The 14,766-nt window shown below is 41.2% G+C and carries 12 protein-coding genes; 9 read left to right on the forward strand and 3 right to left on the reverse strand.

Annotation, left to right across the window (positions count from 1 at the left end; all coding sequences use genetic code 11):
* Positions 1 to 20 precede the first annotated feature (20 nt).
* The 4 genes from IE164_RS15465 to IE164_RS15480 all read left to right on the forward strand — a co-directional run bounded on the left by IE164_RS15465 (position 21) and on the right by IE164_RS15480 (position 9,088).
* Positions 21 to 3,539: an RHS repeat domain-containing protein gene (locus IE164_RS15465; protein ID WP_189631156.1), complete on the forward strand. Its 3,519-nt coding sequence runs from the start codon at positions 21 to 23 to the stop codon at positions 3,537 to 3,539.
* A gap of 131 nt (positions 3,540 to 3,670) precedes the next feature.
* Positions 3,671 to 8,179 (forward strand): DUF6443 domain-containing protein, encoded by a 4,509-nt coding sequence (locus tag IE164_RS15470; protein ID WP_189631157.1) that lies wholly within the window; start codon positions 3,671 to 3,673, stop codon positions 8,177 to 8,179.
* Positions 8,172 to 8,723 carry a hypothetical protein gene (locus IE164_RS15475; protein ID WP_189631158.1) on the forward strand — a complete coding sequence of 184 codons (552 nt, stop codon included), beginning with the start codon at positions 8,172 to 8,174 and terminating at the stop codon, positions 8,721 to 8,723. The genes IE164_RS15470 and IE164_RS15475 overlap by 8 nt, the downstream gene beginning before the upstream one ends.
* The gene (locus tag IE164_RS15480; RefSeq protein ID WP_189631159.1) at positions 8,720 to 9,088 is read left to right on the forward strand and encodes a hypothetical protein; all 369 of its coding nucleotides are present in this window, start codon (positions 8,720 to 8,722) and stop codon (positions 9,086 to 9,088) included. Before IE164_RS15475 ends, IE164_RS15480 begins: the two co-directional genes overlap by 4 nt.
* On the opposite strand, the gene IE164_RS15485 is transcribed toward IE164_RS15480, so the two are convergent.
* Positions 9,054 to 9,419, reverse strand: a complete 366-nt coding sequence (locus IE164_RS15485) for a helix-turn-helix domain-containing protein (protein ID WP_189631160.1) — start codon at positions 9,417 to 9,419, stop codon at positions 9,054 to 9,056. The two genes, IE164_RS15480 and IE164_RS15485, sit on opposite strands and share 35 nt — an antisense overlap.
* A gap of 102 nt (positions 9,420 to 9,521) precedes the next feature.
* Here IE164_RS15485 and IE164_RS15490 point away from each other — a divergent pair, with 102 nt between their 5' ends.
* Entirely contained in the window at positions 9,522 to 9,809 is a 288-nt protein-coding gene (locus tag IE164_RS15490) for a hypothetical protein (protein WP_189631161.1), read from the forward strand.
* Positions 9,810 to 9,906: 97 nt separating this feature from the next.
* Here IE164_RS15490 and IE164_RS15495 read toward each other — a convergent pair whose 3' ends face one another.
* Both IE164_RS15495 and IE164_RS15500 read right to left on the reverse strand, forming a co-directional pair.
* Positions 9,907 to 10,107, reverse strand: coding sequence for a hypothetical protein (locus tag IE164_RS15495; protein WP_229838724.1), 201 nt, complete (start codon positions 10,105 to 10,107; stop codon positions 9,907 to 9,909).
* Between the two features lie 615 nt (positions 10,108 to 10,722).
* Positions 10,723 to 10,929, reverse strand: a complete 207-nt coding sequence (locus tag IE164_RS15500; protein ID WP_189631162.1) for a hypothetical protein — start codon at positions 10,927 to 10,929, stop codon at positions 10,723 to 10,725.
* Positions 10,930 to 11,105: 176 nt separating this feature from the next.
* Between IE164_RS15500 and IE164_RS15505 the strand changes: the two genes are divergently transcribed.
* From IE164_RS15505 to IE164_RS15520, 4 genes are all read left to right on the forward strand, one after another.
* Entirely contained in the window at positions 11,106 to 11,786 is a 681-nt protein-coding gene (locus IE164_RS15505; RefSeq protein ID WP_189631163.1) for an RHS repeat-associated core domain-containing protein, read from the forward strand.
* A 19-nt stretch (positions 11,787 to 11,805) separates the two neighbouring features.
* Positions 11,806 to 12,435: a hypothetical protein gene (locus tag IE164_RS15510; protein ID WP_189631164.1), complete on the forward strand. Its 630-nt coding sequence runs from the start codon at positions 11,806 to 11,808 to the stop codon at positions 12,433 to 12,435.
* Positions 12,428 to 13,039, forward strand: coding sequence for a hypothetical protein (locus tag IE164_RS15515; RefSeq protein WP_189631165.1), 612 nt, complete (start codon positions 12,428 to 12,430; stop codon positions 13,037 to 13,039). Before IE164_RS15510 ends, IE164_RS15515 begins: the two co-directional genes overlap by 8 nt.
* Positions 13,040 to 13,299: 260 nt before the next feature.
* A complete protein-coding gene (locus IE164_RS15520; protein ID WP_189631166.1) occupies positions 13,300 to 14,394 on the forward strand; it encodes an RHS repeat-associated core domain-containing protein in 1,095 nt (364 codons plus the stop codon).
* The last annotated feature ends 372 nt before the right edge of the window (positions 14,395 to 14,766 follow it).

Raw genomic sequence — 14,766 nt, forward strand, 5'->3', positions numbered from 1 at the left:
TTTTAAGTTTCTCTCAAGATATGCCAAAGGTGATCCCTCCTTCACCTGAGGCTGCCTCTATAGTAGGATATGGCAATACCAATGTAAACTTCTATACGGGTTCACCTTCCTTCTCAATTCCTATACATACGGCATCTAATAAAGAGGCGAGTTTACAGATATCGCTAAGTTATACAGGATTTGGTGGCATTAAAGTAGAAGAAGTTGCGCCATGGGTTGGATTAGGGTGGACTTTGAATGCCGGTGGAGTAGTATCCAGAACTATTCGTGGCAGAGCTGATGATGAAGGAGGTGGATATCAGACATTGCCTCCTTTGCCAGATTTGACTACATCTTCCTCTAGCTTAACCACATACCAAGATTATGCCGATGGTGATTTGGATGGCGAACCTGATGAGTTCAATTATAATGTAAATGGTCTGAGCGGAACATTTTACATCAACAAGTCAAAACAAGTGGTAGAGCAGGTTAAATCGAATGTAAAGATTGTTCCTGTTTTTTCCGGTCATTCAATTATTCGCTTTGAAATTACAGATACTCACGGTCTTAAATATGTCTTCAGCGAGCAAGAGGTTGCCAAGTCGTTTGAAATGAGTGAGGCACCCGGTGCGATTGCAGCAAAAACCAACAGTTGGTATCTATCGTCCATCAATTCGGCTGCAGGTGAGGAATTGATCAGTTTGACCTACTACAACTGGAGTAATTCTGGTGATATCACATGGCAGTACGCATTAAAAAATGTAACCTATGGGCCGCAGAGTGAACTAGACTTGGGGGTTGTTTTTGGGCAGCAACACATGTATAAGTCTTGGAACTATGTGAAGCCTAAAAGAATACATATTATTGATTTTAAAAAAGGTAAAGTTGTATTTAACGAATCAAATATAAATCGACAGGATTATAGAAATGATTATTGGTTAGACAATATTCAGGTTACGGATTCTAACAATGTCTTAATCAAGAAGTTTAAACTGGAGTATAGTTACTTTACTGCTACAGGAACTGCGGCTATTAACTCTACCCCAACGGGAATAGGATTTCAGGGATTGGATACAGGAGATCATGAACGCAGGTTAAAACTAGATAGAGTAATTGAGGTGGGGAATGATGGGATTACGGAAAAACCGCCATATGTTTTTACTTATAACAGTACACACTATTTGCCAAGCCGATTCTCTTTTGCTCAGGATCATTGGGGGTATTATAATGGACAAACAGGAAACACTAGCCCTGAGCCTGTACAACGCGTCAAATATTATGATGCAGCCTCCATTCTTCGACTTGTAGGTTTTGGAACGGCCAATAGAGAACCAAGTGAAGCTCATAGTCAGGCAGGGATATTAACTAAAGTTAGCTACCCAACCGGGGGATATACGTCCTTTACTTACGGCCAGCATGAAGCTATTCATCCTAAATTAAAGAACGATTACCTTCAGCAAAGTTATAATTTTCAGCCGAACGGAACTTGGCATACGATTACAGTCTCCCTTATTAATGATCCTTATGAGGTATTGTCTATTAACGCTGATGCTTCTGGTACATGCAACATAGGAGTAGAGTTTTATAACCAGGCGGGTACCACGTACATTACCGGTCAAACCATGACTTACGTAGGAAGTGGAATGTATAGTCATGGCACCAAAACGGTAACCTTGCAGCCGGGGACATATAAAGTAAGAGCCGTAAAGTACGGTTGCAGTGTGGTTGCTACAGACAATATCAATTTACAGTGGAAAAACGAAGTCGCCAAGACGAACAAACCTGTGGGAGGGCTTAGAATTGAAGCTATTGTAGATCATGATGGAATAAGTAGTGCCAACGATGTTAGAAGAGAGTTTTACTACAATGAGAATGGAGATGGTGGCACTTCCAATAGTACGGGAAGGATTCTTAATGCTCCAACCTACGGTGGCCAGGTGATTCACAATGAGGAAGCTTATGCTCCTAATGTTTATATGAAACCAAATGGTTATCGTAGAGCGATTCAGTCTACTTATCCGTTAATGAAGACCAATGGTTCAGAGGTGGGGTATGGAAAAGTTACGGTAAGAACTATTGGAGTTGAAAACATTGGAAAAACAGAGTACTACTTTACTACTGCAGCAGACTATCAGGACTTATATGATGGCTATTACTATACCCCTCTGAATGGAGAAACATACTTTACCACGACAGCTGCCGGAACACATGAGACCTTTCCTTTCCCAAGACCAGACAGCAGAGATTACCTGAGAGGATTACTTTTAAAGCAGATAGACTACCGCTGGACTGGAAGTACCTATCACAAAGTAAAAGAGGTAATTAATACCTATGTAAGCACCTTTAACGCACCAGCTGACAATGGTAGCATTTTGCCATGGGTTGCATTTTTACCAACCAATACCCAGGCAGCAAATGGTATGAATTACGTTTCTATTGAAGGTGCTGTATGGAAACCAGGCGCTCATAACCACTTTAAAAGGTATAGGTTTTACACTGGGCGGGTCGATTTGGAAAAGACCATAACCCGAATATACGATTTGGGTAGTACAACTAATTATCTGGAGACCGAAACCACTAACTTTTGGGACGATCTGCCGTCTTATTATTTCAATGTTTCGAGGGTGCAAACCAAAGACAGCGAAGGTGTTACCCGTGAAACCCGCTTCTATTATCCTTACGATCAAAGTTCACTGACAGGTCTTACCACTCCGGAAATAAATGCTTTATCGGCTATGCGAAATACGCTAAACATGATTGCCCCTGTAATACAGCAAGAAGAGTATGTGGGAACAACTAAGACCTCAACCGTACGCAATAACTTTGAGTATTTCAGTACCCCGGCAACTTATCTGCCTTCAAGTATAGAAGTGGCAAAAGGAAGCTCTGCGTTGGAAACGCGACTCACAATGCATGAATATGATGCCAATAGAAATTTACTAAGCGTATCCAAAGATGGCGGAGTGAAGTATCGCTATTTATATGCCTATGGCAATGCGCATTTACCTGTAGCTCAGGTTATTGGTGCCGATTCAAACAATGACATTGCCTATACAAGCTTTGAGGCTTTAGAAAAAGGAAACTGGACTTATTCAGAAAATCCGTATACCGATGTGAATTCTCCTTCCGGTAAGATGTATTACAGGCTGAGTCTTGGTAGTATCTCTAAAACAGGATTAAGCTCATCAAAAAAGTATAAGGTTACTTTCTACGCGAAGAATGGAGTGCCAACACTTAATGGTGTTCAAAGTTCGGTAAATGGTGCGGAAGCTAATGCCCATGGATGGACCTATTATGAGCGTGTGGTAACCGGTATATCTACACTAACCATAAGTAGTGGTACGGCCTATATTGATGAGTTGCGTTTGTACCCAATTGATGCACAGATGATTACTTATACCTATGAACCCATGGTTGGGGTGACCACTGAAGTAGGAATGAATCATAATATACTTCGCTATCAATACGACAAGTTTAGTCGGTTAGAGCTTATAAAGGATTGGAAAGGGCATGTTATCAAAGCCTTCGACTATCAGTACCAAACCACCACTTCTTATTAATCCATGCACACACTCATGTTATGAAAAAGATTATTCAGAAAATAGTATTTAATGAGTCAGGTAGAAGATTGACGTTACCTTTATCTCTAGTTCTGTTTTTCGCCTTTACCTTAACCTCACTAAAGGCTCAAATGACCATATCAGGTCCAACAAGTGTGAGTTGTGGATCCAATTACAGCTATACCCAATCTGGGGGAAGTGGTACAATTATATGGGATGCACTCAACGGAACCATCACAACATCAAATAATACCTCGGCTTCTGTTACCTGGTATGGGTCGGGAGGAGGAACCATCATGGCCGAGATACAAGGGAGTGGAGCTTTTCCGGCATTTCTAAACGTAAATATTAGTGGCCCGGCTGCACCATCAGTTACCTCAGCTTCGGGTTGCCCTAACACCAACATTGTGCTCACTGCTAACCAAACTGTGCGGTGGTATAGCGCTAGCTCAGGGGGAACTTTATTAGCTACGGGTACCACCTACACTCATAATGGAACTAATTCTTTAACGGTTTATGCAGCTGCGTTTAGTGGTAGTTGTGAGAGTTCAAGGGTAGCTGCAACAGCCACCGTGAGTTGTGGTGGGGGAACACTCAATCTTGTTCGTTCCTACACCGTGCAAGAACCAGGACACCTGACCATTAGTGCAGTTCAAGCACAGACTTCTGCTACTGATGTATTAGTTACCTCTTCTTATGCAGATGGACTAGGACGACCGATTCAGTCCGTTTCCAAGCAACTTTCTCCTGACTTGAAAGATGTTGTTTCAGTAACTGAGTACGACAATCTTGGGAGAGCTTTAAAACAATATCTCCCCTTTAAATCCACTAGTGGAACGGGTACATACAAAACCGGTGCAAACACAGAAAGAGCGAGTTTTTATACTGCTCAGTACGGTACTATTGATGATGACTACGCTTATTCACTGGTCACTACCGATAATTCCCCGCTGAACAGAACCTTAAAACAAATGGCACCAGGGCAACCGTGGGTAGGAAGTAATAGAGGAGTAAGTATGGACTATCGAACCAACACCAGTGCCGAATCGGTGGTGCGTTGGACGGCCGGAACAGGAGAAACGTCTATACCTACCTTTGCCGGATATTATTCGGCCAACAAGCTATCTGTAGTACAGAGTACAGACGAACAAGGTAATAAAGTATTAGAGTATACCGATCTTACAGGCAAAGTTGTTCTTAAAAAGGTGCAGGACTCGGCAAGCCCAGGGTCGAATCATACAGGATGGTTGTGCACCTATTACGTATACGATGTATATGGCAATTTAAAAACGGTCATTCCTCCAAAGGCTGTCCAACTCATTTCTAACGACTGGAGTATTAGCACCACTGAGTCTGATGAGCTGCTCTTTCATTACCATTATGACGACCGCAACCGAATGATTGTAAAAAAGGTGCCCGGGGCAGGTAAGGTAGAAATGGTGTATGATCGAGAAGATAGACTTGTGCTTAGCAGGGATGGCAAACAAACTACGGAAGCTATTTGGGTTTTTACCAAGTATGATTACTTGGGTAGACCCGTGATGTCAGGTACCTATTCCGGAAGCACCGCCAGGTCTACCTTACAATCCACAATAAACAGTGATGATAGCGCCTTTGAAGTACGAAAGACCTCGGCTACTGGATATACACTTTATCATAATTATTATGTGAAACCATTTAGTAGTCTGAGTTCTCTGAACATCGAATCGGTAACCTATTTCGATGATTACTCATTCACTACCAAAACCTTCTCGAGTGCCTATAACTCTGCCATGAATGGAGGCACATTTGCTGATGAGCAGACACCACATTATCATGTGAATGGCATGTCAACAGGGAGCAAGACCAAAGTATTGGGCCAAAGTACTTGGTTGGAAACAGTGAACTTCTACGATGGAAAGGGAAGGCTTTTACAAACACGCTCTATAAATCATTTGGGGGGCGAAGACATTGTAACCAACAAGTATGACTTTTCTGGAAAACTGCTGTTTACCTACATTCACCATAAAAACCCTGCGGCCGATGATTTTTCAGAGTTGAGGGTTTTAAAGAAGATGACTTACGATCATGCCGGCCGATTAACCAAGGTAGAGAGCAGAAATATAAACCAGGAATCTGTATTTCAAACACTTACTTCCAATACATACGATGCGTTGGGACAACTTACTCAAAAGGCCCTGGGAAATAATAAACAGTATGTTGACTATACCTACACTATTCGTGGTTGGCTGAGCCAAATAAATAATCCGGCCAGCCTTGGCAGCGATTATTTTGGCATGAAACTCAAATACCACGATGCCACCGATGCGGTAGATATGTTTAATGGCAATATCTCGGAAATAGAGTGGTCATCTACCGGAGATAGTCACCTAAAACGATACGAGTATAGTTACGACTATAGTAATCGTTTGACAGCTGCTGTTTATGACAATCTAAGCAATAATACTTATGACAATGATTTTAGTGTAACAGGTATTACCTACGACCCTAATGGCAATATTCAAACCCTTACGCGTAGAGGTAGGGTACTGAATACAGCCAAGAATATTGACGTACTCAACTATGACTACAGCAGTTCAGATATTGGGAATAAACTGACAAAGGTGACCGACTCGGGAGTTAAAGGTAAGATTGGGGATTTTATAGATGGCAGCAGTGCCACCATAGAGTATACTTACGATGCCAGCGGCAATATGCTTACAGATCTAAACAAGGGCATCAGTAGCAATATTACCTATAACAGATTTAACTTGCCGGAATATGTAAATATGGGCGGAGGTCGTACCATAACCTATCGCTACGATGCATCAGGTGCCAAAGTGCAAAAAATAGCCAACAACAATGGAACCGTAGTAACTACCGATTATGTAGGAGGCTTTATTTATGAAAACAACAACTTGCAGCACTTTGCACACGAAGAAGGCAGGGTTCGTAAGAATAGCCAGGGAGCACTTGTGTATGACTACTTTATAAAGGATCATCTGGGCAATACCCGAACCACCTTTACTACCGAAACCTCTCCTGTAATAGTCTATAAAGCCACTATGGAGAGCGAAAATGATAATCAGGGCAATAACATAGCAGCGTTTGAAGAACAAGTCTTCTTCAACCTTAGAGAAACACGGTATACCAACGCTACGGCCAATCAATCGACCCTGGCCGATGACAATTGTACTACCTGTAATGAGGTGAGTCGAACCAATGGCAGTTTGGCTGCCAATCGCATAGGAGCTGCTCTGCTATTGGATGTTATGCCAGGCGATGAATTGGATATTGAAGTATGGGCCTACAATGAAGGAGGAATCTCTACCGGAACTTCGCGCATTAGCAGTACTACTCTGGTAACTGCTTTGGTATCTGCTTTTGTGCCGGGCGGTTCGGGCACCGACCTTTATACCCAAACCAACAGTGTATTTACCGGAGTAAGTAGTTATCTGACTGGGGGAGGAAGCTCGGGTACCACCACTCCCTTTGCATTTCTTAATTACATTGTTTTCGATAATAATTTTAATCGTGTGGCATCAGGTCATCAACGGGTGAGTAGTGTGCTCAATGCCAAACATTTATTAACTTTGAACAACGTTAACATTACCCAGAAGGGGTATGTATACATATGGGTGAGTAATGAGAGTAATCAGAACCACAATACCTACTTTGACGACCTGAAGGTAACCCATACCAAAGGGCCTGTATTGCAGGAAGATCATTATTATCCTGGTGGTGCGACAATATCCGCCCTCAGTTCGTCCGCTCCGCTATCTAAACCTAACCAGTTTAAGTATCAGGGTAAGGAACTCGAATCAGATTTTGATTTGAATTTGTATGACTTCAATGCAAGAATGTATGATGGGCTGTTAGTTAGGACATTACAGATAGATCCTCATTCAGAGAATTATCTCAACCTCTCACCATATCATTGGGCAGGCAATAATCCTGTTACAAATATTGACCCTGATGGTAAAGACTGGTTCAGGTATACAGACGATGATGGTAATGAGTCGGTTGTTTGGCGAGAAGGAAGTGATAAGACAATTGAAATAGATGGAAATACCTATAACAACATAGGAAGTGGATATGTCAAGAAGGGAGACGATGGTACGATCAATATTTACTATCAAAATGAGATATTTGCTACAATTGACCCAAACCAAGAGGTAGGTAGTGATCCTGCAAGATTAGCTGCTCTCCATCAATTAGTTGACCCTGATCAAGATGTAGGTTATAACTCCATGACTCCTCAATGGGAAATGTTCTTCTTAGCTGTTGAAGTGTCGCTAGAGATTGGTGCAGTTAGTGCTCCAGGTAAAGGGGGGAATGGTAGGACTGTTAGGCCAAGAGGGCAGGCTAGAGGTGTAAATAGAGCAACGGTTGAAAGTCTTGAAAGCTCAAGCAGAAGACTGGATAATGGTAGCGGGGCGAGAGTGTTTAAGAATGCAGGGAGTGCTGATAAGACTTTTAAGAAGCTAGCTATGCACTACAAACCATCTAAAATCAATACTTACAGTAATGGTACTAAGTATTTTAAAACTGGTGATGGCAGAACTATATCACTAAGGAAAAGCGGTAGTGGTGAGCCTACTATTAGTATTCAGAAAGAAGGGGTGAACAGACAGACAAAGATTAGGTTTTCTAATGATTAGGGAAATTGAAAATAAAGTAGAAATAAGAGCTATTCTTGATGTAATATCAGGGATAGCTTTTTCATTAGAACTACCGGAAAGAATGGTGAAGTCCGCAAACTGGGATGAAAGATTCTTTAGATCATACGATCTTTTTTCCGAAAACTTTTACCCGCTGATTCAAGAACTGATATTCAGACAAGAGAGTAAAATCTATCTGGTTGATGCAGATTTTGAATCTCCTCATAAACTACTCGAAATAGAATCATCAACTAGTTACCAAGAGTTTTTTTCTGTATTACATGACGAACTGAACCTTCCCAGCATCTGTAATCTGTTCTTTTTTGATAGAAATGGGGAATGGCTGGTTTATGCTGATACTTTTTATGATCTGTTGGTTGCCAGTTTTAGTAAGCCTTTATATAAGTCTGAGGCAGTCAAAAGTCATTATCTGCTCAATAAGGAAGGGTTAAAGAGTTATCTAAAGGAGATGGCTTCTCCGCGTGATATAGATGGTTTTGTATCAAAAATAGCTTCAAATTATCCGAGTGCATTTAATCAATGAAGCATTTAGCCCTCATTGTAGTAGTTTTTCTTTTTGCCTCCTGTGAGACAAAGAATGAAGAACGTAACGGGAGACCTGTGGGGATTATTTATATAGATGTCTTCGAGAAAGGTTACTACACTGTCAATGGCGATCGAATAGCCAGTGAAAAGCTGGAAGAAACCATCTCCACAGAAGCAGATGAGATCGAAAAACTGGGCTTTGCCAGAGATGAGATCATAGTCAACATTGTCCCAACCCCTGAAGTGAAGGTGGTGCAAATTATTGATATACAGGTAGCGTTAAAAGAGTTGAAGCTTAGAAAGGTTTTCTATGGAGACCCAGACGGAGCTACTGAGAAAGCTGTTCCTGGAAGAAGTCTTTGAACTTGTTTTTGGTGAGCATGCTGTCCACTACCCTGAACACCGCCTGCTTGTCATCGTCCCCCAGCTGGTCGATCATCTTCATGCGCTCCAGAACTGACTTGTCCCCGATGGTCACTTCACTGGGGACATCCCCCTCATAGTACACCACCTGGTCGATGGTCATGCCGAAGAACTTGGCCACTTTGGCCAGGGCATCCACGGACGGTTCCCGTTCCCCCTTTTCGATCTTGTTGTAGTTGGCAGGGTGCAGGCCAGCTGCGGCAGCCACTTCCTTTTGCAGCATCCCTTTTTTGGAACGAATCTCTTTGATGTTTAAACCGACCTGAAGCATATGAGGAACTTATAGAAAGCCCAAAGATAGTCTGAAAGTGAATTTTTATCAATATTGTAAATTTATTGACTATTATAAGTTGTCAAATAATTTGCCGACAGTTTGAACTACTTTTCTGGAGATAAAATTCCTGATTTTTTGTTCGAAGAGTGCTTAGATTTGAGAAGAGATTTGTGGAAAGGGTTGCATAAGCCAATTTCTGTTAGATGGGAAATATTACAGAAAGTTCATGATAAAACAGCCTTGGAAGCAGTGCTAAAAGACGGTGATCGCAGGTTGAAAAAAAAGTGTAAGCTGATTGAAGAACCTGGATACCCTAATTTTAAAATTCCTTATATCAATAAGTCATTCTATCAACTCATAATGAAAAGATGTTTGGAGTTAAAATAGGATAACAAATAATGACTGCCCACCATTAGTTCTCCTTTGCAAGATAGTGCGATCATTATCACATAAAATTAAACCCATCTTCGGATGGGTTTTTTATTTACACGTCCTGTAGTACGTTGGATAGCGTATCTTTGAGCTTCTTTTTGCCGATGAAGGCATCAAGGATGGTAAAGAGCGTTTTGCGCTCATCCTCTGGTAGCTGGTCTATCATGGCCACCCGTTCCATTAATCCCTTGTCATAAGAGTTCACATCCTCCAGGGCACTATCAGTGAAAAGCTTGGCCAGGGAAACCCCCAAAGCCTTGGCGATTTTAGGAACCGTGGCAAAAGAAGGGTCAGTCTTGCCGTTCTCGATCCTGGAATATTGGCCTTGTCCAGTCCAGCCTCCATGATCACCTCTTTTTGTGAAAGCCCTTTAGCCGACTAGCCGACCTGATGCGCTTGATCTGTTCTCCTAACTCCATTTGATGCTCATTAATACAACAAAAAATAGATAGTTAGCCATCTATCGCAAATCATAGATTTATTTAGTTGTCTATTAACACAACTATAAATATCTCGCGCTCTACTTTTTAGGAAAAGAAGCTGGCATAAATGGGGCTATCCGTTTTATAGCAACAATTTATTGTATCCTACAAGTTTTCAGGAACTATACTAGATTACAGATATTCGTTAGAAACAATTTTAAGCTGAAAAGGTCACAGTACATTCCTCTGATCTTAACGACTATAATTGTTGTGCTATTAGTGCTGTTGGTATTGAATGATTATTTAAGTCGGTTTGTGATATTTGGCACAATCCTTATGGGTGTAGGGTTTATTCTTTTCGAAGGATACCAAATTTTGAAAAGAAGAGTCTAGGGGTTCTTCTTGATCAGAAACTCCCAATCGCTGTGTAGTGGTTGGGAGTTTTTTTATGAGGCCAGTTTTTTGTGTGCATCGGTCATCTGTGCATCCCGGAGCAGGGAATCCATGACCATTAGGATGCGTTCCCGTTCCTCTTTTGAGATGCTGCCCAGCACTTCCAGGCGGTAGAGCATCTTCTTGTCAATTACCATGTTGGTAGAACCTATCAGGTAGTCCAGCGAAACCTCCAGTGCATCGGCCAGCTTCTTGAGCACATTGGCCTGTGGGATGCTGGCGCCCAGCTCGTAACAGGACAGGCTTTAGAGGTTCACCCCTTCGACCTGTTGGTCAGCTCCGATTTCGACAAACCCTTTTTGCTGCCTTGTCAGCCTGATAAGCTCTGCGATGGTCATAAATAAGAAGTTTTGTATTTAAAATCCCTTCTGTTGCGATGATCAGACAAATCAAGAATGCTTTGGTATCTGCTTTTGTGCCGGGCGGTTCGGGCACCGACCTGTATACCCAAACCAACAGTGTATTTACCGGAGTAAGTAGTTATCTGACTGGGGGAGGAAGCTCGGGTACCACCACTCCCTTTGCATTTCTTAATTACATTGTTTTCGATAATAATTTTAATCGTGTGGCATCAGGTCATCAACGGGTGAGTAGTGTGCTCAATGCCAAACATATATTAACTTTAAACAACATTAACATTACCCAGAAGGGGTATGTATACATATGGGTGAGTAATGAGAGTAATCAGAACCACAATACCTACTTTGACGACCTGAGGGTAACCCATACCAAAGGGCCTGTATTGCCGGAAGATCATTACTATCCTTTTGGTCTAAACATTCAGGCACTTAGTTCTACTGCTCCTTTGAGTAAGCCAAACCAGTTTAAGTATAATGGTAAGGAAGAGCAGACAGACTTTGACTTGGACTGGTATGATTACGGGGCAAGGCAGTATGATCCACAAATTGGTAGATGGCTGGCTCCTGATCCTATGGCAGATGCCTACCTTGAGTTCTCGCCCTACACTTATGTTGCGAACAATCCGATAAAGTATATCGACCCTGATGGTAATATCATAACCGATAAAGATGGGAATATAGTTTACTACAACTGGTGAACAAGTAAGTGTTCCGGCAATGCAGGTCTCTGATGTGACGAGAAATGCCGATGGCACTCAAAATGCAACTTTCATTTCGAGAACATATGAGGTCGTAAATATTTTTGCTGATAATGGCACACCAATTGAGGCGTTAAGGCTGGTTGCAGCGGAGCAGATAGAGGCCACTTTTGATGCAGAAGGTAATTTGATTGGCAGTACTTCATCAGCTGTAAACAGTGAACAATGTGATTGCGGAGCAGACTGTCATGGTTATATTTTTACGGATAATAGTTTGTGGATAAATGATGATCAGGTAGAAAAGCTTTTGGAGAATGACGGGTATTTGAGGAACCTTGATGAGGAAGATGCAAGTGCAGTTATTTTCAAAAAAGGAGGTAATGTAGTGCATTCAGGAAAACGAAATGCAGATGGCACATATAACAATAATGCAGGTATTCTGACTACGGAGTATAATGTAACATTAGAAGGAGCTGCCAGAGGGCTTACGGATACTAGGAACCGCAGTAATGTTGAATTTGTGAGGAAGATATCGGCAAACAAGGCTTTGAATACAACCCTTGGTACTGTTGATAGTCGTGGCGTGAGAGTCATTAGTGATAAGAAAGAAATAGAACAATTTTTAAATCAGCTTACCGGTAATGATTAGGACAAAGGTTTCAATATTAGTCATGCTGTTTTTTGTATTTGGGTTGAACCTAAAAGCGCAAATGCTTACAGTTAAGAAAATTGATAAGGACAATTTAAAAGATGGAGGGCTTTTAATAAAGCCTACTTCAGACATAGACTCTAAAGAAGAGCTTTATAAAATTGTATTTAAGGGCTATGATAGTGATAAGGATATTTTGACATACCCTTTTGCAATTCCAGATACTGTGGATAAACTGTCTTTAATAAGGGAACTTCTGACTTTTGAAGGAGATCAAAGGTTGTGTGTGTTGCCCATATCTAATCACAACCCTTTGTCGTCACAAATATATATGGGGAATTTAAAGAGATATTCTTTGCAGCTTGAGGCCCTTTTTTTAATCAATCAGATTTATTTGGATGATCCATTCAAATACTCGGCATATCCTTTATTAAAAGATAATGAGGGGAATATGGAGAGTGTAGAAGGTAAGCTTATTGAACAAGCATATGAATACTATCGTGATTGGTTTGAAAAAGTAAAAAGTGTTGGTGGATTGGATCAAGCAAGGAAAGCGGGATTAGTTCCGCTCAGAAACGCACAAGCAATAAGCTGGTATAACTAATAGGACTATAAAGTAAAGAAACCAGCTTCGGAAACGTAGCTGGTTTTTTATTGATAAGCCGCCCTGGCTTTAGCATCCCTGAGCATGGCCTCCAGTGCAAAAGGATATGCTCACTGTCTTTATCTGGCACCGACCTGTATACCCAAACCAACAGTGTATTTACCGGAGTAAGTAGTTATCTGACTGGGGGAGGAAGCTCCGGCACCACCACTCCCTTTGCATTTCTTAATTACATTGTTTTCGATAATAATTTTAATCGTGTGGCATCAGGTCATCAGCGGGTGAGTAGTGTGCTCAATGCCAAACATTTATTAACTTTGAACAACATTAACATTACCCAGAAGGGGTATGTATACATATGGGTGAGTAATGAGAGTAATCAGAACCACAATACCTACTTTGACGACCTGAAGGTAACCCATACCAAAGGGCCTGTATTGCAGGAAGATCATTATTATCCCTTCGGTCTCTCGATAAGTGCCTTGAGTTCTTCCGCTCCGCTCTCTAAACCGAACAACTACAAGTTCAATGGCAAGGAGATTCAGGAAGAGTTCGATATCAATATATATGACTATGGAGCTAGAAACTATGATGCTGCCTTGGGCAGATGGTTTAATGTTGATCCATTGGCCGATTTATACCTAGAAACTTCCCCTTATGGATTTGTAAAAAACAACCCTTTAGTAAATCGAGAAATTGATGGTAGATACTTTGATGAAAAGAATGAAAAGACAGCTGCAAAAATGGAAAGAAGGGCTGAAAAGCAGGCATCAAAATTAGAGAGAAAGGCGGATAAGCGTGAGGCCAAAGGAAAAGATGTCGGTGATTTAAGAGAGCGCGCTTCAGAACTTCGACAGACTGCTGGTGATATTGTAGATATGAGAGGTTCTACTACTGAATTTCGTTTTGCAAAGTCTAGCGACAAGTCAAATACTGTAAGAGATGGTAATGGTAATGGACTACCGGTAACTTATCGAACAGGAGAAAACCAGATAACTATGTTCATGGATAAGAAAACTAATTTTCATGAACCTAGACACGGTGGCCAAATAGCTAGAGGTGAATATGATATTGATCAGCAAGGCAACATAAGCTCGGGTTATGGAGCCTCGCATGAAATATCTGCTTATCGAGCCCAGTATGCATTAAGAGGTAAATTAATCTATGGTGTTGGTATCGATTTGGATCAAGTAGGCACTCTTTTACAAATGGCACAGGGTGTGAATGTGCCAAAAAGAACGATGTCTAGTATATCAGGGATTAATATGGATTTTTTAAGGAATCTTGTTGATCAGCCAGGCCTCAATCAAAAGTATGTTTATAGAGACTACCCAGCTTCTTGGTGGGATAACTAAATGTATATGCACAAAACTTATTCTTTATTAATTGTGATCTTTTGTATGTCGTGCAGTCCTCATTTAAGAGGAAAGATCACCACTTATAGTTCCTTGAGCTATAAGTTTTCAGACTCAGGGAATCGAAGCTTAAAGATTGACTTTAAGAACGACTCGATTGTAACGGTCTCTAACAGAACCAGTATAGCTCATAATCATGGTTTTTTGAATTTTGATGTTAGTTATGAATATAAGACCGGATTGTTAGGCACGGTCATAATTGTTGGGATGCTTAATTCGAATCGTATTTTTCAAGAGAATGATAAATATCTGAAACCATATGAAAACAGAGACTTCTCTTTTGACAGCGGTTCTGCAGATTACCTGTTCCCA

Source organism: Roseivirga thermotolerans (assembly GCF_014653175.1).
GTDB lineage: Bacteria > Bacteroidota > Bacteroidia > Cytophagales > Cyclobacteriaceae > Roseivirga > Roseivirga thermotolerans.

Coding starts and splice junctions, on each gene's coding strand:
- IE164_RS15485 (WP_189631160.1), bottom strand. CDS start 9,419: ATGCTTCAGGTCGGTTTAAACATCAAAGAGATTCGTTCCAAAAAAGGG.
- IE164_RS15465 (WP_189631156.1), top strand. CDS start 21: ATGCCAAAGGTGATCCCTCCTTCACCTGAGGCTGCCTCTATAGTAGGA.
- IE164_RS15505 (WP_189631163.1), top strand. CDS start 11,106: ATGATCAGACAAATCAAGAATGCTTTGGTATCTGCTTTTGTGCCGGGC.
- IE164_RS15510 (WP_189631164.1), top strand. CDS start 11,806: ATGCAGGTCTCTGATGTGACGAGAAATGCCGATGGCACTCAAAATGCA.
- IE164_RS15475 (WP_189631158.1), top strand. CDS start 8,172: ATGATTAGGGAAATTGAAAATAAAGTAGAAATAAGAGCTATTCTTGAT.
- IE164_RS15515 (WP_189631165.1), top strand. CDS start 12,428: ATGATTAGGACAAAGGTTTCAATATTAGTCATGCTGTTTTTTGTATTT.
- IE164_RS15480 (WP_189631159.1), top strand. CDS start 8,720: ATGAAGCATTTAGCCCTCATTGTAGTAGTTTTTCTTTTTGCCTCCTGT.
- IE164_RS15470 (WP_189631157.1), top strand. CDS start 3,671: ATGACCATATCAGGTCCAACAAGTGTGAGTTGTGGATCCAATTACAGC.